The sequence below is a fragment of the Actinophytocola gossypii genome (genome assembly GCF_025165815.1).
In the GTDB taxonomy this organism is placed as follows: Bacteria; Actinomycetota; Actinomycetes; order Mycobacteriales; family Pseudonocardiaceae; genus Actinophytocola; species Actinophytocola gossypii.
On record NZ_JAFFZE010000006.1, the window covers coordinates 369306 to 391024 of the forward strand.

General features: G+C 71.5%; 20 protein-coding genes and 1 pseudogene. 12 read left to right on the top strand and 9 right to left on the bottom strand.

Annotated features, from left to right (window positions below):
- From JT362_RS06365 to JT362_RS06380, 4 genes and pseudogenes are all read right to left on the bottom strand, one after another.
- The gene (locus JT362_RS06365) at positions 1 to 834 is read right to left on the bottom strand and encodes an ABC transporter ATP-binding protein (RefSeq protein ID WP_260190072.1); all 834 of its coding nucleotides are present in this window, start codon (positions 832 to 834) and stop codon (positions 1 to 3) included.
- A 253-nt stretch (positions 835 to 1087) separates the two neighbouring features.
- Positions 1088 to 2248 carry a citrate synthase 2 gene (locus tag JT362_RS06370; protein WP_260190073.1) on the bottom strand — a complete coding sequence of 387 codons (1161 nt, stop codon included), beginning with the start codon at positions 2246 to 2248 and terminating at the stop codon, positions 1088 to 1090.
- Between the two features lie 208 nt (positions 2249 to 2456).
- Positions 2457 to 2978 (bottom strand): annotated as a pseudogene (locus tag JT362_RS06375) (Uma2 family endonuclease); the annotation flags it as partial.
- A gap of 100 nt (positions 2979 to 3078) precedes the next feature.
- Positions 3079 to 4308 (bottom strand): lipase family protein, encoded by a 1230-nt coding sequence (locus JT362_RS06380; protein ID WP_260190074.1) that lies wholly within the window; start codon positions 4306 to 4308, stop codon positions 3079 to 3081.
- Between the two features lie 93 nt (positions 4309 to 4401).
- Here JT362_RS06380 and JT362_RS06385 point away from each other — a divergent pair, with 93 nt between their 5' ends.
- The 6 genes from JT362_RS06385 (at position 4402) to JT362_RS06410 (ending at position 10863) form a co-directional block, all read left to right on the top strand.
- Positions 4402 to 5037: a TetR/AcrR family transcriptional regulator gene (locus JT362_RS06385; protein WP_260190075.1), complete on the top strand. Its 636-nt coding sequence runs from the start codon at positions 4402 to 4404 to the stop codon at positions 5035 to 5037.
- 170 nt (positions 5038 to 5207) lie between these two features.
- Positions 5208 to 5882: a pyridoxamine 5'-phosphate oxidase gene (gene pdxH / locus JT362_RS06390; protein ID WP_260190076.1), complete on the top strand. Its 675-nt coding sequence runs from the start codon at positions 5208 to 5210 to the stop codon at positions 5880 to 5882.
- Positions 5883 to 6037: 155 nt separating this feature from the next.
- A complete protein-coding gene (locus JT362_RS06395; protein ID WP_375546450.1) occupies positions 6038 to 7246 on the top strand; it encodes an MFS transporter in 1209 nt (402 codons plus the stop codon).
- 38 nt (positions 7247 to 7284) lie between these two features.
- Positions 7285 to 8703: an APC family permease gene (locus JT362_RS06400; RefSeq protein ID WP_260190077.1), complete on the top strand. Its 1419-nt coding sequence runs from the start codon at positions 7285 to 7287 to the stop codon at positions 8701 to 8703.
- A 22-nt stretch (positions 8704 to 8725) separates the two neighbouring features.
- Positions 8726 to 9637 carry an aldose 1-epimerase family protein gene (locus JT362_RS06405; RefSeq protein WP_260190078.1) on the top strand — a complete coding sequence of 304 codons (912 nt, stop codon included), beginning with the start codon at positions 8726 to 8728 and terminating at the stop codon, positions 9635 to 9637.
- Between the two features lie 14 nt (positions 9638 to 9651).
- A complete protein-coding gene (locus JT362_RS06410; protein ID WP_260190079.1) occupies positions 9652 to 10863 on the top strand; it encodes an amidohydrolase in 1212 nt (403 codons plus the stop codon).
- Here the strand turns inward: JT362_RS06410 and JT362_RS06415 are convergent.
- Positions 10851 to 11702 carry an NAD(P)H-binding protein gene (locus tag JT362_RS06415; protein ID WP_260190080.1) on the bottom strand — a complete coding sequence of 284 codons (852 nt, stop codon included), beginning with the start codon at positions 11700 to 11702 and terminating at the stop codon, positions 10851 to 10853. The two genes, JT362_RS06410 and JT362_RS06415, sit on opposite strands and share 13 nt — an antisense overlap.
- A gap of 81 nt (positions 11703 to 11783) precedes the next feature.
- Here JT362_RS06415 and JT362_RS06420 point away from each other — a divergent pair, with 81 nt between their 5' ends.
- Complete coding sequence (locus JT362_RS06420) at positions 11784 to 12230, top strand: Rrf2 family transcriptional regulator (RefSeq protein ID WP_260190081.1); 447 nt, start codon at positions 11784 to 11786, stop codon at positions 12228 to 12230.
- A gap of 106 nt (positions 12231 to 12336) precedes the next feature.
- Here JT362_RS06420 and JT362_RS06425 read toward each other — a convergent pair whose 3' ends face one another.
- Positions 12337 to 13482, bottom strand: coding sequence for an acyl-CoA dehydrogenase family protein (locus JT362_RS06425; RefSeq protein ID WP_260190082.1), 1146 nt, complete (start codon positions 13480 to 13482; stop codon positions 12337 to 12339).
- 94 nt (positions 13483 to 13576) lie between these two features.
- Between JT362_RS06425 and JT362_RS06430 the strand changes: the two genes are divergently transcribed.
- Both JT362_RS06430 and JT362_RS06435 read left to right on the top strand, forming a co-directional pair.
- Complete coding sequence (locus JT362_RS06430) at positions 13577 to 14518, top strand: carbohydrate kinase family protein (protein ID WP_260190083.1); 942 nt, start codon at positions 13577 to 13579, stop codon at positions 14516 to 14518.
- 92 nt (positions 14519 to 14610) lie between these two features.
- A complete protein-coding gene (locus tag JT362_RS06435; RefSeq protein WP_260190084.1) occupies positions 14611 to 15969 on the top strand; it encodes a citrate synthase in 1359 nt (452 codons plus the stop codon).
- Between the two features lie 16 nt (positions 15970 to 15985).
- On the opposite strand, the gene JT362_RS06440 is transcribed toward JT362_RS06435, so the two are convergent.
- Entirely contained in the window at positions 15986 to 17176 is a 1191-nt protein-coding gene (locus JT362_RS06440; RefSeq protein ID WP_260190085.1) for an ABC transporter permease, read from the bottom strand.
- Between the two features lie 133 nt (positions 17177 to 17309).
- On the opposite strand from JT362_RS06440, the gene JT362_RS06445 reads away from it, so the two are divergent.
- Genes JT362_RS06445 through JT362_RS06455 form a run of 3 tightly spaced genes read left to right on the top strand, consistent with a single transcriptional unit; the run spans position 17310 to position 19561 of the window.
- Positions 17310 to 17759 (top strand): YbaB/EbfC family nucleoid-associated protein, encoded by a 450-nt coding sequence (locus JT362_RS06445; RefSeq protein ID WP_260190086.1) that lies wholly within the window; start codon positions 17310 to 17312, stop codon positions 17757 to 17759.
- A gap of 27 nt (positions 17760 to 17786) precedes the next feature.
- Positions 17787 to 18143 carry a type VII secretion target gene (locus JT362_RS06450; protein WP_260190087.1) on the top strand — a complete coding sequence of 119 codons (357 nt, stop codon included), beginning with the start codon at positions 17787 to 17789 and terminating at the stop codon, positions 18141 to 18143.
- Positions 18140 to 19561: a M15 family metallopeptidase gene (locus tag JT362_RS06455; RefSeq protein ID WP_260190088.1), complete on the top strand. Its 1422-nt coding sequence runs from the start codon at positions 18140 to 18142 to the stop codon at positions 19559 to 19561. The genes JT362_RS06450 and JT362_RS06455 overlap by 4 nt, the downstream gene beginning before the upstream one ends.
- Before the next feature lie 51 nt (positions 19562 to 19612).
- On the opposite strand, the gene JT362_RS06460 is transcribed toward JT362_RS06455, so the two are convergent.
- Both JT362_RS06460 and JT362_RS06465 read right to left on the bottom strand, forming a co-directional pair.
- Positions 19613 to 21112 (bottom strand): glycerol-3-phosphate dehydrogenase/oxidase, encoded by a 1500-nt coding sequence (locus JT362_RS06460; RefSeq protein WP_260190089.1) that lies wholly within the window; start codon positions 21110 to 21112, stop codon positions 19613 to 19615.
- Entirely contained in the window at positions 21109 to 21708 is a 600-nt protein-coding gene (locus JT362_RS06465; RefSeq protein WP_260190090.1) for a TetR/AcrR family transcriptional regulator, read from the bottom strand. The genes JT362_RS06460 and JT362_RS06465 overlap by 4 nt, the downstream gene beginning before the upstream one ends.
- Between the last annotated feature and the right edge of the window lie 11 nt (positions 21709 to 21719).

Below are 21719 nucleotides of genomic sequence, written 5' to 3' on the forward strand. Positions count from 1 at the left end.
TCACGCCGGCTCTCCGATCAGTTCGAGGTAGGCGTCCTCCAGGCTGGGTCTGGTCACGGTCAGCTCGGCGAGCTCGCCGTCCCGGGAGAGCTCGGCGATCAGGGCCGTCGGGGTGTCGGTGAGCGTCGACCGAGGACCGTCGGCCGTCATCCAGGAGACGGTCGCCTTGGCGGTGGACCGGCCACCCAGCGTGGCCGGCGTCCCCTCGGCGACGATGCGCCCGCCGGCGATCACCGCGACCCGGTTGGCGAGGGCCTCGGCCTCGTCGAGGTAGTGGGTGGTGAGCAGGATCGTGGTGCCGGTGCGGGCGAGGTTGCGGATCAGCTCCCAGAACTGTCGTCGGGCTTCGGGGTCGAAGCCGGTGGTCGGCTCGTCGAGAAAGACGAGCTCGGGGCGGCCGATGATCCCGAGCGCGACGTCGAGGCGCCTGCGCTGGCCGCCGGAGAGGCTCTTGACCCGCGCGCCTGCCTTGGCGGTGAGCCCGACCTGCTCGATGACGTCGTCGACGGGGGCGGGGTCGGCGTAGTAGCCGGCGTAGTGCCGGACGCTCTCCCGGACGGTCAACTCGGCGGCGTCGTTGGCGGTCTGCAGGACGATCCCGATCCGGCCGCGCCAGGCACGGTTGGCGGTGCCGGGATCGCTGCCGAGCACGGAGACGTCACCGGCGTCGCGGGAGCGGTGGCCCTCGAGGATCTCGACGGTGGTGGTCTTGCCGGCTCCGTTCGGACCGAGGAGGGCGAACACTTCCCCGGCCCGGATGTCCAGGTCGACACCGTCCACGGCGGGTACGTCGTGGTAGGACTTGCGCAGTCCCCGAACCTGTATGGCGGTCATACCCCGAATCGTGTCGCCACGACGCCGCTCGCCGGGACGCCCACAGGACTGAACCCCGCTGTCAACCGTTCGACGGACACCCGTGCCCCCGGACCCGACAACCGCCCAAGCCGCCCCCATCCTCGCGCGCACACGCACGAAGACAACCCCCACCCGATCCCGGGGGCGTCCCGCCTTGCCAGTCTATCGGCTCTGGGTCACGGGACGAGGTACCTAGATCAACATGTGGACAACCGGGCGGGTTGTGGACAACTCAGCCCTGGTGGACGGTGTCCCAGCCCTCGACCTCACGGGGATCCCTCGGCTCCGGGCCGACGTACCGCGCCGACGGGCGTACCAACCGACCCGTGCGCTTCTGCTCCAGGATGTGCGCGCACCACCCGGCCGTCCGCGCACACGTGAACATCGCCGGCATCATGTGCGTTGGCACCTCCGCGAAGTCCAGGATCACGGCCGCCCAGAACTCCACGTTGGTCTCGATCGCGCGGTCCGGGCGGCGTTCCCTCAGCTCGGTGAGCGCGGCCTGCTCGAGCTCCGCGGCCACCTCGTACCGCTCCGCGCCCAGTTCCTGGCACGTGCGCCGCAGCACGCGGGCCCGCGGGTCCTCGGCCCGGTACACCCGGTGCCCGAAGCCCATCAGTCGCTCGCCGCGGTCGAGGATGCCGGCGACGACCTTCCGCGCGTCGCCGACGTTCTCCACCTCGGCGATCATCGGCAGCACCCTCGCCGGCGCACCGCCGTGCAGCGGGCCCGACATGGCACCGATCGCGCCGGACAGGGACGCGGCGACGTCCGCGCCGGTCGAGGCGATCACCCGGGCGGTGAACGTCGACGCGTTCAGACCGTGCTCCGCGGCCGACACCCAGTACGCGTCGATCGCCTTCACGTGGGCCGGGTTCGGCTCGCCGTGCCAGCGGGTCATGAAGCGCTCGGTGATCGTGGCGCACTCGTCGATCCGCCGCTGCGGCACCGCGGGCCGGCCGATGCCGCGCGCGGACTGGGCGACATACGACAACGCCATCACCGACGCCCGCGCCAGCTGCTCGCGCGCCTCGACGTCGGACACGTCCAGCAGCGGCTGGTAACCCCAGATCGGCGCCAGCATCGCCAGTGCCGCCTGCACGTCGACCCGCACGTCACCGGTGTGCACGGGAATCGGGAACGGCTCCGCGGGCGGCAGGCCCTTGCCGAACCGGCCGTCCACCAGCAGCGCCCACACGTCGCCGAAGGTGACCTTGCCGGCGAGGTCCTCGATGTTCACACCCCGGTACCGCAGCGCCCCGCCGTTCCGGTCGGGCTCGGCGATCTCGGTACGGAAGGCGACCACGCCCTCCAGCCCGGGCCGGTAGCCGTCGTCGGCGTCCGCCACCGACGTCGTCGCGTTCTCGTCGACCTGCCGCACCGCGCCGTGCATCGTCTCAGCCTCTCCGCCGTTCCCCGAAATTCCCCAACGTGCGGCGCGCACACTCGACCCGCATCGGGGCGCACCGCGCGGTTAGGCCACCTTCCTCCTGTCCGGTGCCCCGAGGCAATTGCCCGGACCGGTGGTTTCGGTCACGATTCAGGAGAACGATTCAGAAACCTGGGGTTACAGGTCTCCGCGCAAGCGTTTGCGGCCGGGCTCAGTCCCAATACTTCAGCTCGGCCAGCCGGCTGACGTCGACGGTGACAGTGGCCGGCTCGACCAGCTTCACGATTCCGGTGGACTCGACGACGGGCTCGTAGGCCCCGTCGACCAGCGTGTGGGCGGTGCGGGTCGCCGGTTCCTCCAGGTCGATCGTCCAGTAGTGGGGGATGCCCAGCTCCGCGTACTCGCCCGGTTTGACCATCCGGTCGATCCGCCGGCTGCCCGGCGACAGAACGTCGACGGCGACGAGCACATCGCCGGCATCGACCCTGGGCGGATTCTCCCGATAGCGGTTCGCGCTTGTGATCGCCACGTCGGGTGCCCGGACAGTGGGCGGGAACCCGGCCTGGATGACGACCTCGACCTCGGGCAGCGCCGCGAGCGTGGGCGGCAGCTGACGGTTGAGCGCCACCGCGAGGTTCGCCACGGCGATCTGGTGTTTCGGGGCCGGCCGCGGGGCCACGATGAGGACTCCCTCAGCTAGTTCGAAATGCCGCGAGGTGTCCTCTGGTAAGGCGTCCCACTCCTCGAGGGAGAGAGAAGGTGATCGGGCCGCGGCTGTGCGGTCACGTGCTCGATTCTATGGCTTCCGGTGTGGTCGGACTATTCGGAGCGCCTCAGCAGTTCGAGGTGGTCGGGCGGTCGGCGAAGCGGTCGCCGAGCCAGGTCAGGGCGGCGGGGCCGCCGACACTGACGCCGAGGATGTGCTCCGCCAGCGGGATCGGCTGCCAGCGGACCTCGGCGCCCCGCGCGCACCACGCCGACCGCAGCTCCTCGCCCACCGCGAACGGGACCACCTCGTCCAGCGTGCCGTGGTACAGGTACACCGGCGCCGCCGGGACGCGGGTGCCGGCGCTGTTCTCCGCCAGCCGCGCCACCCAGCGCGGGTCGGGCAGCGGGTCCGGCACCGTGACGAAGTCGGCGATGCGGCCGAACGGGGCGATCGTTGCCAGCTCGACCGTGCACGCCTCCCGGACCCGCGACACCGCCGCCCGGCCACGCTCGTCGAGGATCTCCTCGAACGGGACGTCCGCGTACGCCGCGTCGTGGCCGGCCGCGGCGGCGAGCACGAGCGAGAAGCCGGCGTTGCCGTCGTTGAACCTCGCCACCTCCGCCAGGTCCGCCGGGACGCCGCCGGTGGCCACGCCGACGATGTTCAGCTCCGGCGCGTACGACGGCGCAAGTTCGGCGGCGAACGCCGTCGCCTGCCCGCCCTGCGAGTAGCCGAACAACCCCACCGGCGCCGTCGGGGACACGCCCGCGCCGGGGATCCGGGCCGCGGCGCGGACGGCGTCGAGCACGGCATGGCCCTCGGACCGGCCGACCGCGTAGGTGTGCCGGCCCGGTGTCCCGAGGCCCTCGTAGTCGGTCAGCACGACGGCCCAGCCGGCCAGCAGCGCCCGGCCGATCAGCGCGATCTCGTTCTCCGTGCCGGTGCGCAGCCGATACGACGGCGCGCACTCGTCGCCGAGGCCGTGGGTGCCGACCGCGTAGCCGACCAGCGGCCGGGGACCGCCCGACCACGGTGTTCTCGGCACCAGCAGGGTTCCGGAGACGGCGTTCGGCGCGCCCGTCGCGGACGTCGAGCGATAAATGAGCTGCCAGGCGTCCACCGGCATCGGGAACAGAGCGAGCGGGTCGGCGAAGACTTTTACCGCGCGGTGCCGAATGACGTTTCCGGGGACCCCCGACGACTGCTCGATCGGGTGGGTGTAAAACGGGTCCCCCAATGGTGCGGGAACTCCCACCGGGACGGCGGTGGCCTGACCCGGCACGGTGAACAACGTCGTGACCAGGATCAGCAAACCAACCGACACGCGACCGAACGACCGTGGGAAGATTCGCATCGTCGACGACCTCCGCATGGATTCCATTGTTGTGAAAATTGAAATTTTCAGAAAGTTGGATTCCCAGCCGTGAGAGCTGAGGGAGAAGGTCCTATGGGGCAGGGCCCGCACAGCCGCATGTACCGGGGCGTGGACACCGAGCAGCGGCGTGCCGAGCGGCGGGAGCGGCTGCTCGAGGCAGCCCTGGACGAGTTCACCACGCGGGGATATCACAAGACGAAGATCGCGGACCTGTGCGCGCGTGCCGGCGTGTCGACGCGCAACTTCTACGAGAAGTTCGCGAGCAAGGAGGCGTTGCTGCTCGAATTGCACGCGCACATCAACACGGTGGCGATGAAGCGAATGCTGCCGGTGCTCGAGTCGCTCGCCGACGCCGACGCGCTGACCAGGATCACCACGCTGCTCGACGCGTTCGTGGCGGCGGTGACCTCCGACCCTCGGTACCCGAGGCTGAACTACGTCGAGGCGCCGGGGATCAGCCAGGCGATGGAGCGCCAGCACCGGGACTGGTTCACCCGGTACACCGACTTCATCGAGGCCGAGTGCGACCGCGCGGCGGCGGCCGGCCTCGCGCCGAAGCGCGACTACCACCTCACCGCGATCGCGCTCGTCGGCGCGATGACCGGGATCCTGCGCGAGTGGCAGGCGCACGACCCGCCGCTGCCCGCGGGTGCCGTCGCGACGGAGATCCGCGAGGTGTTCATCGCGGCCATCACCCGTCCGGCGTAAAGCGGCGGCTGCACAACGCTTCCGCATCGATTCGGGTGGGGGCCATCACCCGTCGTGTGGTTTCCGCGCGCGCGAAATCCCCGTAACGTCGTGGTGTACGGGCTTTCCGGCAACCGGCGGGAGGCCTTCGTGCTTTCGGTGGTCCCCCCTACACGACGAGGAGATCGGGCATGGCGGAGGCGAGGATCGCGACCAGCGACGTCACGGTGGACCTGCCCAAGATGCGGGTCTCCTACGAGGTGGGCACGCTGAGCGAGGTGGAACTCGCCGACACCTGGCACGACCAGCTCCAACAGTGGCTCGACGACGCCATCCGCGCCGCCGCCCCGGAGCCGAACGCGATGGTGCTCGCGACCGCGAACGCCGACGGCATCCCGGCGTCCCGCACGGTGCTCGCCAAGGGCCTCGACGAGCGCGGCGTCGTGTTCTTCACCAACTACACGTCCGCGAAGAGCCACGACCTGATGGCCACGCGCTTCGCGTCGGCGACGTTCCCGTGGTACGCGCTGCACCGCCAGGCGACCGTGCGCGGCACCGTGGAGAAGGTGAGCTACGCGGAGACGGCGACCTACTGGGCGAGCCGGCCCAGGGGTTCGCAGCTCGGCGCGTGGGCGTCCCCGCAGTCGATCGTGGTGAGCGGCCGGAACGCGCTGGAGTCCGCGCTGGCGAACGTGCAACGCCAGTTCGCCGACGTGGAGGAGGTCCCGGTACCCCCGCACTGGGGCGGCTGGCGGATCCGCCCGGAGGTCGTCGAGTTCTGGCAGGGCCGCCGCGACCGCATGCACGACCGCCTCCAGTTCAAGCTCACCCGCGACGGCTGGAAGGTCGAGCGCCTCGGCCCGTAACCGCCGAGTCGTCCACAACCGGCCCGGTCGTGAGCTCGGTCACCCGGGGTGATCGGGTTCACGGTCGGGTCAGTCGTTAGCTGGGCTAAGCTCTTGGCCTCGTGGGGAAGGCCGCTGGTAGTCGGGTACGTCGGATCGCGATCGACACTCGGCCGTTGCGGATTCCGGCCTTCCGGCGGCTCTGGGTGTCCACCGCGATCACCGCCGTCGGCAGTCAGCTGACCACCGTCGCGGTGCCGAAGCAGGTCTTCGACATCACCGGGTCCTCCGGGTACGTCGGGCTCACCGGGGCCTTCGGGCTCGTTCCGCTGCTCGTCTTCGGGCTCTGGGGTGGCGCCATCGCGGACGCCGTGGACCGGCGGACCGTGATGATCGTCAGCAACGCCGGGATCGCGGTCACCTCGGTGCTGTTCTGGGGGCAGGCGGCGCTCGGGATGCGGAACGTCTGGCTCGTCCTGGTGCTGCTCGCGGTGCAGCAGGCGTTCGTCGCGGTGAACATCCCTACGCGGACCGCCGCGGTCGCGCGGCTGGTGCCGATCGAGCTGCTTCCGGCGGCCACCGCGCTGGCCTCGACGGTCGGCTCGTTCGGGATGGTGTTCGGGCCGCTCGCGGCGGGGGCGCTGATGCCGCTGGCGGGGTTGCCGGTGCTCTACGCGATCGACGCGGTCGCGCTGGTCGGCGCCACCCTGATGATCGTTCCGTTGCCGGCGCTGGCACCGCTGGACGGGGTTCGGCGGCGGGCCGGGATCAGGGACATCGTCGACGGGTTCCGGTATCTCGCGGCGAAGCACGTGCTGCTCGCGTCCTTCCTCCTCGACATCATCGCGATGGTCGCGGGGATGCCGCGCGCGCTGTTCCCGGAGATGGCGGAGCGGACCTTCGGCGATCCGCCGGGCGGCGGGCTCGCGCTGGGCTGGCTGTACGCGGCCATTCCGATCGGGGCGCTGCTGTTCGGGCTCGTCTCCGGGTGGCTGGGACGCATCCGGCGGCACGGGGTCGGCGTGACGGCCGCCGTGTGCGTGTGGGGGCTCGCGGTCATCGGGTTCGGGTTCGCGGACGCGCTCTGGCTCGCGGTCGCCTTCCTCGTGCTCGGCGGCGCCGCCGACATGGTCAGCATGATCTACCGCAGCGCCATGCTCCAGACCGCCGCCACCGACGAGATGCGGGGACGCATGCAGGGCGTGTTCACCGTCGTCGTCGCGGGTGGGCCCCGGGTCGCCGACATCGTGCACGGCTGGGGGGCCGCGGGGGCGGGCACCGCCGCCGCGGCCAGTGGTGGCGGCGTCCTGGTGATCGTGGCGACGGTGGTCGCGGTCTGCTGTCTCCCGGCATTCTGGAAGTACCGGGCGCCGAGCGGAACGTGACCGGCCGGTGACTCTGGTGATCGTCACCATGATCGGGCATGCTCTGGTTCATGGTGACCGAGAACACAGCTCAGACCGGGGAGAACCAGCCGGCGCTCAAGCGGGTCATGGGGCCGAGACTGCTGTTCTTCTTCGTCATCGGTGACATCCTTGGCACCGGCATCTACGCGCTGACCGGCAGTGTCGCCGGCAGAGTCGGCGGCGCGCTCTGGCTGCCCTTCCTGATCGCGTTCCTCGTCGCGTTCCTCACCGCGTTCGCCTACCTCGAACTGGTCGGCAAGTACCCGCGCGCGGCCGGCGCCGCCCTCTACACCAACCGCGCGTTCCGCAAACCGTTCCTGACCTTCATCGTCGCGTTCGCGGTGATGTGCTCCGGCATCACCTCCGCCTCCGCGGCGGCGCGCGCGTTCGGCGCCACCTACCTCCCGGAGGCGTTCGACATCGAGGTCTCCGGCACCGTCATCGCGATCGTGGCCGTGCTGTTCGTGCTGCTCCTGGCCGGGATCAACTTCATCGGCGTCGCCCACTCGGTGAAGACCAACGTCGTGCTCACCTGCGTCGAGCTCGCCGGGCTCGCGATCATCATCGGCGTCGGGATCTACGCGGTCGCCGGCGGGCAGGGCGAACCCGGCCGACTCGTCGAGATCAACACCGCGGACACCAACTGGCTGCTCGCGGTCACCGCCGCCTCCTCGCTCGCGTTCTTCGCGATGGTCGGGTTCGAGGACTCGGTGAACATGGCCGAGGAGACCAGGGACCCGAACCGCACGTTCCCCAAGGCGCTGCTGTCCGGCATGGCGGTCGCGGCGCTGATCTACGTGCTGGTCGCGCTCACCTCGTCGCTGCTGATCGCCGCCGACGACCTGGCCGCCGCCGAGTCCGGCGCGCTGCTCGAGGTGATCGGCGTCGGCGCGCCCGACTTCCCCCGGTGGATCTTCGAGTGGATCGGCATGTTCGCCGTGGTCAACTCGGCGCTGATCAACATGCTGATGGCCAGCCGCCTGCTCTACGGCATGGCCAACGAGCGGATCCTGCCCAAGGTGTTCGGCACCGTGCACCCGTTCCGCCGCACGCCGTGGGTGTCGATCCTGGTCACCAGCGCCATCGCCGCCGTGCTGGTCGCCACCGCGGGCGAGGACGGGGTGAGCAAGCTCGGTGGCACCACCGCGCTGCTGCTGCTGTGCGTGTTCCTCGTGGTCAACATCTCGGTGCTGGTGCTGCGCCGGGAGAGCGTCGAGCACCCGCACTTCCGCGCGCCCACCTGGGCGCCGATCACCGCGGGAATCCTGTGCGGGTACCTGGCGGTCCCGTGGCTGTCCGGGCGGCCGGCGAGCGACTACTACATCGCGCTGGTCCTGATCGCGCTCGGCATGCTGCTGTGGGTGGTCAACTGGCTCTACCTGCGCGGTCGTGGCGAGCGGGTCACCGAGTTCGACCCGCAGGCGCTCAACGACTGAGGCGCGCCAATAGGGTCTGCGCATGGGACCTACCGGACAGCAACTGGAGATCGGGCACGGCGACGCGCGGGCCGTCGTCACGACGGTCGGCGCGGCGCTGCGTGCCCTCACCGTGGCGGGCGTGCCGTACGCGGAGACCTACGGGGCCGACGAGACGCCGCCGCTCGGGGCCGGCGCGGTGCTCGTGCCGTGGCCGAACCGGGTCGGCGGCGGCACCTGGTCGCACGCCGGGGTCACCCAGCAGTTGGAGGTCACCGAGCCGGCCAGGGGCAACGCGATCCACGGGCTGGTGCGGCGCGAGGAGTGGACGGTCGTCCGGCACGGGGAGTCGGCCGTCACCCTGGAGGTGGAGATCGACCCTCGGCAGGGCTGGCCGTTCCCGTTCCGCACGGGGATCGGCTACGCGCTCGACGAGCGCGGCCTGACCGTCACCCACACGATGCACAACCTGGGCGACCAGGAACTGCCGTTCGGCGTCGGCACCCACCCCTACCCCCGGCCGGGTGACACCGACGTGGACGACTGCGAGCTGACGCTCGCCGCGTCGACCGTGCTGCCGGTGGACGCCGAGACGATGGTGCCGGTCGGCAAGCCGCTGTCGGTCGAGGGGACCGACCTGGACTTCCGCTCCGGCCGCCCGCTGCGCGAGGTGGAGCTGGACACCGCGTTCGGCGGCTGCGAGCCGGGCGAGGACGGGCTCGTGCACCACACGGTCACCCGGGACGGCCGCGGCGTCGAGGTGTGGGCCGAGCCGGTGTTCTCCTGGGTACAGGTGTTCACCCCGGCCGAGTTCCCCGGCAAGGGCGCCCGCGCGGTCGCCGTCGAGCCGATGACCTGCCCGCCGGACGCGCTGAACTCCGGCACCGACCTGATCGTGCTAGCGCCGGGGGAGACCTGGAGCGGCCGGTGGGGGATCCGCCCGCTCGTCGGGTAGTAGGTTGCGTGGTCGTGAGTACAGCTGTCACTGGTGGATATGTCGTTCCGGTCGACGGGGACCCGATCGAGGGCGGGACCGTGCTGATCGACGGCGGGCGGATCGTCGCGGTCGGCGCCGAGGCCGATGTGGACGTTCCGGACGACGCGGAGATCGTGGACGCGTCGGGCACGTGGGTGCTGCCCGGGTTGGTCGAGTCGCACGGACACGTCGGCGTGGCCGAGGAGGGCGACGGCTGGGCGGGCATCGACGTCAACGAGATGACCGACCCGAACGGTGCCCGCCTGCGCGCGCTCGACGGCATCAACCCCGACGACGAGGGCTTCCGCGACGCGCTGTCCGGCGGGGTGACGACCGTCGTGGTCAAGCCGGGCTCGGGCAACCCGATCGGCGGTCGGACCGTCGCGGTCAAGTCGTGGGGCCGGACCGTCGAGGACATGCTGGTGCGCGAGCCGACCAGTGTGAAGAGCGCGCTGGGGGAGAACCCCAAGCGGATCTACGGCGACCAGAAGAAGCTGCCGTCGACCCGTCTCGGGGTGGCCGCGGTGATCCGCGACGCGTTCACCAAGGCGCAGGACTACCGCGAGGCGCGGGAGTGGGCGATTCGCGAGGGCAAGCCGTTCGAGCGGGACAACACGTCCGAGATCCTGGTGCGCGTGCTCGACGGCGAGGTGCCGTGGTGCCAGCACAGCCACCGCGCCGACGACATCGCGACCGCGATCCGGCTGGCCGATGAGTTCGGGTACCGGCTGATCGTCAACCACGGCACCGACGGGCACCTGCTCGCGGACACATTGGCGGACAAGGACATCCCGGTGATCATCGGACCGCTGATCATCGGCCGGTCCAAGGTGGAGGTTCGCCGCCGGTCGATGCGGAACCCGGGGATCCTGGCCAGGGCGGGCGTGCGGATCGCCCTGACCACGGATCACCCGGTGGTGCCGATCGACTATCTGGTGCACCAGGCCACGTTCGCGGTCAAGGAGGGCCTCGACTCGGACACGGCGCTGCGGTCGATCACGGTGAACCCGGCCCGGATCATGGGGCTGGACGACCGGGTGGGCGCGCTGAAGCCGGGCCTGGACGCCGACATCGTGCTGTGGTCGGGCGATCCGCTGGACGTGATGAGCCGCGCGGTGCGGGTGTTCGTCGACGGCCGCGAGGTCTACCACTTCGACGAGACCACCGGCCTCGGCGTCACCGCGAACCCGTTCTACCGGGAGTAGGCACCCGCCAGCACGTCGCCCAGCGCCGTCGGCGCGCGCCCGGTCAGGTCGGCGACCGTCGAGGTGACCCGCGCGGCGAACCCGCCGCGGATGGCCGCGCCGAACGACGTGACGACGTCCGCGGCCTCCGCCGGGAGTCCGGCGCCGAGCAGGCCGGCGCGGAACGTGTCGTCGTCGACCGGTTCGACATCGACGCCTTCCGCGCCGGCGAGGGCCGCGAGGTCGGCGGCGGTCAGTGCCGCCGGGCCGGTGACGTCGTAGGCGACGTTCTCGTGCCCGTCCTGGGTCAGCACGGCGGCGGCCACCGCGGCGCAGTCCTCGCGGGTGACGTAGGCGGCGGCGCCGGAGCCGGCGTTGGTGACCAGCCGGCCGGCCGCGGCGGCCTGCTCGATGGTGGACACCTGCATGTGCGCGTACAGGTTGTTGCGCAGCATGGTCCAGCGGAGGCCGCTGTCGCGCAGCGCCTGCTCGGTGCCGGCGTGGTCGGGCACCACCAGTGCGGGGTTGGCCGGGACCGGCTCGGGGACCGAGGTGTAGGCGACATGCCGGACTCCGGCGCCGGCGGCCGCCGCGACGGCCGCGCGCTGCTGGTCCAGGCGCGCGCCGACGGCGTCGGTGGAGACCAGCAGCAGCCGCTCGACCCCGGCGAACGCGGTGCGCAGCGTGCTCGGATCGCCGAAGTCCGCGCGGCGCACGTCGGCGCCGAGGGCGGCGAGATCGGCGAGCGCGTCCGGGGTGCGGGTGGTGAGCACGACCTCGCGCGGGTCGACGGCCCGCAGCACGAGCTCGGCAGTGGCCCGGCCGAGAGCACCGGAGGCCCCGGTGATGGCGACGGTCATCGCCGCTCCTAACTGTAGTCATCGTGGTTACGAACTAGCGCAATCGTAGCCACGGCGGTTGCGATATGACAACCTGGACGCATGGCGCGATCGAGCAACACCCAGTTCGCGGTCGCCGTGCACGTGCTGACCTACCTCGCTGGCGCGGCTGCGGGCCGGGCCGCCAGCTCCGACGAGCTGTCCGAGAGCGCGAACGTCAATCCCGTGTACGTGCGCCGGGTGCTCGCCCCACTGCGCGAGGCCGGCCTGGTGCGGTCGCGTTCCGGCGCGCACGGCGGGTGGGAGCTGGCGGCCGGCGCCGAGGACGTCACGCTCGCCCGCGTGTGGCGGCTGCTCCAGGGCACCGACCCGGTACTCGGCCTGCACGGGCCCGATCCGGCCTGCCCGGTCGGCCGCGACATCCAGAGCGCGCTGACCGCACTCGACCACGCCGTCGCCGACGCCGTCGCCACCGAACTCGGCCGGTTCACCGTGCACGACGTGTTGACCGGTCGCGTCCCCGCCGCCGAGCCGCGACGGGGACCGTGACCTGGGGCGCCAGGGCCGGGCGATGGCCGGGAACGCCCTCGTTCACCTCGGTGGCGCGGGGCGGAATCCCCGCTTCCACCTCGGGCGGCGGGGACCGTGACCGGGGTCAGGACCTGCGGAGTTCCCGCGCGATGAGCATGCGCTGGATCTGGTTCGTGCCCTCGAAGATCTGCGGCACCTTGGCCTCCCGCAGGTACCGCTCCACCGGGAAGTCACGGGTGTACCCCGCCCCGCCCAGGACCTGCACCGCGTCGGTGGTGACCTTCATCGCGGCGTCGGTGGCGACCAGCTTCGCGATCGACGCCTGGCGGGTGAACGGCAGGCCCCGGTCCCGCCGCCGCGCGGCCTCCAGGTACGTCGCGCGCGCCGACTCGACGGCCGCGGCCATGTCGGCCAGCAGGAACTCCATGCCCTGGAACTCGATGATCGGCCGGCCGAACTGCGAGCGCTCCTTCGCGTACGCCACCGCCTCGTCCAGCGCGGCCTGGGCCAACCCCACCGAGCAGGCGGCGATGCCGAGCCGGCCGGAGCTGAGCGCGGTCAGGGCGATCCGCAGGCCGTCACCCTCGGCGCCGAGGAGGCGGTCGGCCGGCACCCGCGCGTCGTCGAAGATCATCTGGGTGGTGGGGGAGCCGGTGAGGCCCATCTTGTGCTCCGGCGGCGCCGCGGACAAACCGGGGGTCGCCGCGTCCACGAGCAGGCAGCTGACGCCTCGGCCACCATCGGGTGACGTTCGCACCATCGTGGTGTAGAAGTCGGCGTGGCCACCGTGGGTGATCCAGGCCTTGACACCGTTCACCACGTACGTCGAGTCCGTCAGCACCGCGCGGGTGGTCAGGGCCGCCGCGTCCGAACCCGCCTGGGGCTCGGACAGGGCATACGCCCCCAGCAGCTCGCCGCCCAGCATGTCGGGAAGCCACCGCGCCCGCTGCTCGTCGGTGCCGTACTCGGCCAGCGCGAAGCACGACATCACGTGCACCGACAGGCCGACGCCCATCGACATCCACGCCGTCGCGACCTCCTCCAGGACCTGGAGGTACACCTCGTAGGACAATCCACCCCCGCCCCAGGCCTCGGGGTACGGCAGCCCGAGCAGCCCGGAACGGCCGAGCAGGCGGAACTGCTCGCGCGGGAACCGTTCCTCCTCCTCGTACCGGGCGGCGATCGGGGCCAGCTCGTCCCTGGCGATCTCCCTGGTCAGCTTGACGAGGTCCTCCGCGTCCCGGTCGGGAAGCAGGCGCTCGGCGGGCATTACACATTCCTCCGCAGGTCAATGCGTTGGCCATGGGCGCCCATTAGTATGACGACCTACTGTCGGGTAGTGGTCGAGAACGGGATGGTGACGCGTGATCTGTGTCGGTGGCGAGGCCCTGGTCGATCTCGTACCGGCATCCTCGGCCAGACCGGGTGAGCTCGGCCCACTGCTCCCGCTGCCCGGCGGCGGGCCCTACAACACCGCGATCGCGCTCGGCCGGCTCGGCGGGCCGGTCGCCTTCCTCTCCCGCCTGTCCACCGACACGTTCGGGGACGCGCTCCTCGGCCGGCTGCACGCGTCCGGTGTGGACACGGCCCTGGTCCAGCGCGGCGACGAGCCGACCACGCTCGCGGTCGCCGGGATCGGGCCGGACGGGTCGGCCCGCTACTCGTTCCACGTCGAGGGGACCGCCGACCGGGTGGTGGCCGACCCGGGTGAGTTGCCGGCGGACGTGACGACGGTCTCACTCGGCACCCTCGGGATGGTGCTCGAACCGGGCGCGACGACCTACGAAACCGTGCTGCGCCGGCATTCCGCGCGCGGCGGGCTGGTCGTCCTCGACCCGAACATCCGGGCCGCGATGATCACCGACCCGGACGCCTACCGCGCGCGGTTCGACTCCTGGCTGCCGGACGTCGGGCTGCTCAAACTGTCCCTTGAGGACGCCGAGTGGCTGGCGGGCGGGATGGCCACCGAGGCCGCCGTGCGGGGCTGGCTGGACCGGGGTCCGGCGGCCGCGGTGTTGACCCGGGGTGCCGCCGGGCTGCTCGCGCTGACGGCGGACGGTGACCGGATCGAGGTGCCGACCGTCCCGGTCGCGGTCGTCGACACCATCGGCGCGGGGGACACCGTGCACGGCGCGTTGCTGTTCTGGTTGAACGAGGCGGGAATCACCGGCCCGGCCGGGGTACGGGAGATCGACGCCGACGGCTGGCGGGCGGCACTCGAATTCGCCTCCCGGGCCGCGTCGGTCACCGTTTCCCGCGCGGGCGCCGAGCCGCCGTACGCGACTGAGCTGGGAATTCACCCGTAAAGTGCGGTTGCCCACACCTCGCGGACTGTCCGGCCGGCCCCGAGCGCACTAGCGTTGGCGAAACAAGACACGTTTGTTGAGAGGGACTACGCATGCCTGACGCGAGGACCGTTCCCGCCGGTACTGGCAACAACAGTGCCGACAGTTCGGGAGCACAGAATGGCGCGCCGGAATCCGTCGCGCTGCGTTATCCGGGCGGCGACCACGAGATGTCCGTCACGCATGCCAGCGAGGGTTCGCACGGGATCAACGTCAGCAAGTTGCTGTCGACAACGGGGCTCGTCACGCTCGACCCTGGCTTCGTGAACACCGCCGCGTGCTCGTCGGAGATCTGCTTCATCGACGGCGAGGCCGGCATCCTGCGCTACCGCGGCTACCCGATCGAGCAGCTGGCCGAGCGCTCCACCTTCATCGAGGTCAGCTACCTGCTCATCTACGGCGAGCTGCCGAACCAGGCCCAGCTCGACGAGTTCGCGTCGAAGATCAGCCGGCACACCCTGCTGCACGAGGACCTCAAGCGCTTCTTCGACGGCTTCCCGCGCGACGCGCACCCGATGCCGGTGCTGTCCTCCGCGGTGTCCGCACTGTCCACCTTCTACCAGGACAGCCTGTGGCCGTTCGACCAGGACCAGGTGGAGATCTCCACCATCCGGCTGCTGGCCAAGCTGCCGACGATCGCCGCGTACGCCTACAAGAAGTCCGTCGGCCAGCCGTTCCTGTACCCGGACAACTCGCTCGGGCTGGTGGAGAACTTCCTGCGGATGACGTTCGGCTTCCCGGCCGAGCCCTACGAGGTCGACCCCGACCTGGCCCGCGCGCTCGACCTGCTGTTCATCCTGCACGCCGACCACGAGCAGAACTGCTCCACCTCGACCGTTCGGCTCGTCGGCTCCTCGGAGGCGAACCTGTTCGCCAGCATCTCGGCCGGCATCAACGCCCTGTTCGGCCCGCTGCACGGCGGCGCGAACAGCGCGGTGCTGAACATGCTCGAGGGCATCCGGGACTCCGGCGGCGACGTCGGATCGTTCGTCAACCGGGTGAAGAACCGCGAGGAGGGCGTGAAGCTGATGGGCTTCGGCCACCGCGTGTACAAGAACTACGACCCGCGCGCGGCGATCATCAAGAAGACCGCGGACGACATCCTCGGCCGGCTCGGCGGCGACGACAGCCTGCTGCACATCGCCAAGGAGCTGGAGGCGCACGCGCTCGCCGACGACTACTTCGTCGAGCGCAAGCTGTACCCGAACGTCGACTTCTACACCGGACTGATCTACCGGGCGATGGGCTTCCCGACGAAGTTCTTCACCGTCCTGTTCGCGCTCGGCCGGCTCCCCGGCTGGATCGCGCACTGGCGCGAGATGATGAACGACCCGGCCACCAAGATCGGCCGCCCCCGCCAGGTCTACACCGGCCACACCGAACGCGAGTACGTCCCGGTCGCCGACCGCTAGGCCCCGACGCCGTCCTTCACCGCAGGGCGTCCCGGAGGCGCAGGCGGGGGCCCGGGTGGAGGACGGCGTTGCGGTAGACCGGGCCGGCGAGGCGAGCCAGCAGCACGATCGACACCACGGTGAGCACGAGCGCGACGCCGACCTGCCACAGCGGTACCGCGGCGAGCGCGATCCGGCCCGGCACCAGGATCGGGGACAGCGGCGGCAGCAGGGACAGCACCGTCGCCGCCGTGCCGTCGGGGTTCAGGGACAGCACGGCGAACCCGACCACGAACGCGACCACGAGCGCCGCGGTGACCGGCATCAGCACCGCCTGCACGTCCTCCTGCCGCGACACCAGCGCGCCGACCGCCGCGAACACCACGGCGTAGAGCAGGTAGCCGAGCACGTACCAGAGCAGGCCCCAGGCGAGCGCGCCCGCCGCCGGGCCGGCGATGGTGAGCACCCCGGTCAGCGCCGCCAGCAACAGCCCGACCCCGCCGACCGCGGCCAGCTGGACCAGCCCCACCAGCCCCAGCCCGACCACCTTGCCGGACAGCAGCTGCCCCGGCCGGATCGTGGCCAGCAGCCGCTCCGCCACCCGGCTGGACTTCTCCTCCACCACGCCCTGGGCCACCAGCGACCCGTACAGCAGCAGCGCCAGGTACAGCAGCGCCACCACGACCAGCGCGACCGAGAGCCGCTGGTCGTGCCCCGGGTCGGCCGGTTCGAGCGCGCGCACCTGGACGCCGGCGTCCGCGATGGTGCCCAGTACCTCGCCAGCGTCCAGCTCCTCGACCGACGCGATCAGCCCGGACAGCACCTGGCGCTGCACGATCCCGTTCAGCACGTTGTGCAGGTCCGGGTCGAGGTCGCCGCGGACCAGCACGTGCAGGGCCGCCGGGGCGCCGCTGACCAGCGCGTCCAGGGTGCCGTCGGCCACCTGTTCGCGGGCCGCGGCCAGGTCGGTGACCTCGGTGGTGCGCACCTCGAGGTCGAGCGCGGCCGCGCCGTCGGCGAGCGGCTCGGCGACCGCGATCGACTGCCCGTTGAGCCCGACCGTGCTGACCCGCCGGTCGTCGAACACCGTGCTGTGCGCCAGTACGAACACCACGAGCACGACCATCGACCCGACCGTGCTGACCACAAAGGACCGAGTGCGCAACCGGGCGTTGAGCTCCCGGCGCGCGACCAGGAGGACCGGCTGCGCCGACCTGGGCCCGATCACGTGACCTCCTCGCCGGCCGGGATTACGTTTGAAAATTCTTCGCCAGACTACGACCTTCGGCGGCAGACGACCGCGTAGGTTCCGACGAGGATGCACGTGATGATCCACCACGGACCATTGGAGTGGCGAGGGAATGGACCAGGGCATCGACCCGGAGAAGTGGTTCGCACAGTACGACGAGAAGCTGCGGGACGCCGCGGCGCAGGCGGAGAAGGCCGAGAAGGCGCTGAAGACCGTCGGCGGCTCGGCCACGTCGCAGGACGGTGAGGTCACCGTCCGGGTCAACGCGAGCGGTGCGACGACCGACCTGGTGCTGCGGGCCGGGGTACGCGACTTCGACCACGAGCACCTGGCGCGGGTGATCCTGCAGACCACCCGGCAGGCGCAGCGGGACGTCGGACAGCAGGTCGTCGACGTGATGACCAAGTTCGTCGGCGAGGGCGCCGCGCTGGAGGCGGTCAAGGAGCACCTCCCGGAGGGCTTCGCCGGCGACGGCACCGACGAGGTGTTCAACCTCGAGGCGCACCGCGACAAGCGTCCGGACGACGAGTACTTCGACAACCCCCCAGAAGTGATCAAGTAAGTCCACCAGACGAAATCGGGGATCCCCATGGGCAGTGGTTTCAACGTCAGCGTCGGGGAGGTGCGGGCGCACGCCACCACGGTCACCACCGTGGCGACGATGGTCCGCTCGGCCTCGGCGAACGCGCAGGACTCGGTGAGCGGCGGCGCGTTCGGCCAGGTCGGCCAGTTCTTCGCCTCGGCGATCACCCAGGCGGCCGCCGAGCTGCGGGACGACATCAACCGCGCTAGCCAGACCGTCGACCAGGTCCAGTCGGGCCTGAGCCAGGTCGCGGACTCCTACCAGTCGGTCGACGAGCGGCACATGTCGCTGTTCGACGCGGCGGTGCCGGAGCCGACGACCGCACCCAACCCGGCTCGGACGACGGAGGTGAACGGACGGTGACGACCACGACCGACAACTCCGCGCAGGACCTGTTCGAGAACATCCGCACCACCGCGAACGCGATCGAGGAGGGCGACTGGCTCGACGCCGGCGTCGGGGTCGCCAAGGTCGCGATGGACATCATCGGCCTGGAGGGCGACCCGCTCGGCGCGATCGCCTCCTCCGGCGTCAGCTGGGTGCTCGGCGCGGTCTCGTTCCTGCGCGAGCCGTTCGACATCCTCAAGGGCGACCCGGGTGCGATCAGCTCGTCCGCGTCGTCGTGGAACGGCGCCTGCGGCAACCTGCACGAGACCGCGGACCGCTACCGGCAGGCGTCGGTCGACCAGACCAGCCTGTGGCAGGGCACCGCCGCCGACCGCTACCGCGCGGCGAGCAACAACCAGGCCGACGGGCTGTCGGCGCTGAGCCAGGCCAGCCGCGGCGTGTCGCAGGCCATGCAGCAGGGCGGTTCGCTGCTCGCGTCGGTCCGCAAGCAGGTGCTGGACCTGATCAGCCAGGCGGTGCAGCAGATCATCCAGATCTGCATCGACGCGCTGTCGAAGTCCTGGATGTCGTTCGGGGCCAGTGTGGCGCTGGGGATCTCCCGCTCGGTGCAGAAGGCCGTGCAGACCGGCCAGAAGCTGATGCAGGCGATCCAGAAGCTGGTGCAGGGCCTGCAGAAGATCATCAAGGTCGTGCAGCAGATCATGAAGGTCGCGCAGAGCGTCAAGCAGCTCCTGGAGACCATCGGCGGCAAGGCGAGCGGCGAGCAGCCGCAGGCGCTGTCGGGCTACCAGGTGACCACCAGCGGCGCCATGGGCTCGGTCCAGCACGCGGTGGACACCGGCCGGGCGCCGACGCTGATGAACGCGATCGCCCCCGGCTACCAGTGGGAGGCCCCGCCGATGGCCGGCGGCGGCGTCCAGCTGGCGCAGGCGACCGTGCAGCAGCAGGGCGGCCCGGTGTCGCAGAACGGCTGGCCGGTGAACCCGCCGCGCGGGAACCGCACCATCCCCGGCACCGACGTCCAGCTGAACGTCGCCGACGGGCCGGCGGGCGACGTGCTGATGTACGTCGCGGAGCAGGTGCACAACCGGGTCGAGGACGTCACGCTGGACGACCCGGTGGATGGCGAGGAGGACGACTGGGGCTACGCCTACCGCAACGTGCGCGGTGGTGAGGCGGTCTCCAACCACGCCAGCGCGACGGCGATCGACCTGAACGCGACCCGGCACCCGCTCGGCGTCCGGGACACCTTCACCGAGACCCAGGTCAACGAGATCCACCGCATCCTGGAGGAGGTGGACGGCGTCGTGCGCTGGGGCGGGGACTACCAGAACCGCGCCGACGACATGCACTTCGAGATCAACGCCTCGCTGGCCGAGGTCACCGCGGTGGCCGACCGGCTCCGCGCGGCCCAGGCTCAGCCCGCGCAGTAGGCACCGCCCTGAAGGTGACCTTCGAGACACTGGACGTCTCGAAGGTCACCTTCAGGGCTTTTCGGCCAGCAGGGCCTCGTCGACCAGGGCGGTCACCGCGGCGCGGGCGGACTCCAGGCGGGTTGGCACCAGGCCGATCCTGGTGCGCCGGTGCAGCACGTCGTCGGCGGACAGCGCGCCCTCGTGCCGGACGGCCCACCGGATCTCGCCCTCGGTGATCTCGCCGGCCACGGGGTCGGGGTGCTCGGCGACCAGTCGCGCCTCGGTTCCGTACGACGCGACCAGCCGTGCCGGAGCGTCCAGAGTGGACAATTCGGGGCGAGAAGCCGCGCCCACCAAGGGAAGTCGGGCGGTCGGGGAGGGCCGGGAGGTCAGGCCGGTGGCGTCCACGGCGTCCTGGGCCATCTTCCGGTACGTGGTGAGCTTGCCGCCGACGACCGTCAGCACCCCGTTCGGCGCGGTGAGCACGGCGTGTTTGCGGGACAGGTCGGCGCTGCGGCCCGGCGCGTCCAGCAGCGGGCGCAGGCCGGCGTAGCTGCCCAGCACGTCCGACCGGGTCAGCGGCCGCTCCAGCACCGACGACGCCACCGCCAGCAGGAAGTCCACATCGGACTCCGGGGCGGTCGGCTCGTCCGGTACCTCGGCGTCGAACAGCTCGTCGGTCAGTCCGATGTAGACGAGCCCGTTCCGTTGCGGCAGCACGATGACGAACCGGTTCCGCTCGCCGGGCACGGGCACCGTGAGCGCGGTGCCGGCACCGCCGAGCGCGGTCCCGTCGACCACCACGTGCGAGCCGAGCGACGGGCGCAGCCGCACCGAGTCCACCAGCGAGCCCGCCCACACGCCGGCCGCGTTCACCACCTTCCGCGCCCGCAGCGTGACCTCCGCGCCGGTGAGCCCGTCGGTGGCCGCGACCCCGTCCCCGTCGACGGCGGTGACCCGCAGCCTGGTCAGCACCCGGGCTCCGTACCCGGCGGCGGTCCTGGCCAGCGCGACCACCAGCCGCGCGTCGTCGGTGAGCTGCCCGTCGAAGGACAGCAGCCCACCGCGCAATCCGGCCGGCCGCAGTCCGGGAGCCAGCGCGAGCGCCTCCTGCCCGGACACCCGCCGCGGCGGTGGCAGCAGGGCCGACGGCGTTCGCGCGGCCCGCCGCAGCGCGTCCCCGGCGTGCAGGCCGGCCCGCACGACGGCGGCCCCGCCGCGGGAGACCTGCTCGTGCAGCGGGAGCAGCTGGGGCAGCGGCCGGGACAGGTGCGGGGCCGTCCTGGTCATCAGGATGCCGCGCTCCACCGCGCTCTCGTGCGCGAGCCGAACGTCGCCGTGCGCCAGGTACCGCAGGCCGCCGTGTACCAGCTTGCTCGACCACCGCGAGGTGCCGAACGCCAGGTCGTGCGCCTCAACCAGCGCCACCGACAGACCCCGCGCGGCCGCGTCGAGCGCGATCCCGGCACCGGTCACCCCGCCGCCGACGACCAGCAGGTCCACCACCTCGCCGGCGGCCAGGGCGGCCAGCTCCCCGGCGCGCCGGGCCGCGTTGAGGGATGTCCTCATGGGCGCAGGACCACGTCGAGCACGTGCGCGAGCTCGGTCAGCAGGGCGTCCAGCGGCAGGTCGGAGGTGGACGGGCGGATCGCGAACACGTAGGGCTGGAGCAGCAGGAAGATCGACCGCGCCTGCACCGCCGGGTCGCCGTCGCGGATCGAGCCGTCGCGGCGGCCGGCGGCGAGCTGGGCGCGCACGAACTCCTCGGTCATCCGCTGGCTGGTGCCGATCCGCTCCATGATGTACGGCAGCAGCATCTCCGCGTCGCGCTCGATCACGGCGTGCATCAGGGGGTTGTCGGCGAGCGCCCGGATCGTGTGCACCGAGGCGACGACCAGCTGCCCGCGCGCGGTCGGCTCCTGGGCGGCGGCCCGGTTGGCCTCGGCGAGGATCTTGCCGAACTCGCGGGTGATCAGCGCGGACAGCATGCCGCGCACGTCGGGGAAGCGGCGGTAGAGCGTCATCCGGCTCACCGACGCCGTGCGGGCCACGTCGCTCAACGTGGTCCGCCGGACGCCGACGGACAGGACGCACTCCATGGCCGCGTCCAGCAGCACGTCGTCGGCGACACGGTTGGGTGACGGCGTGTGACGGATGGACGTCATATGTAACACTA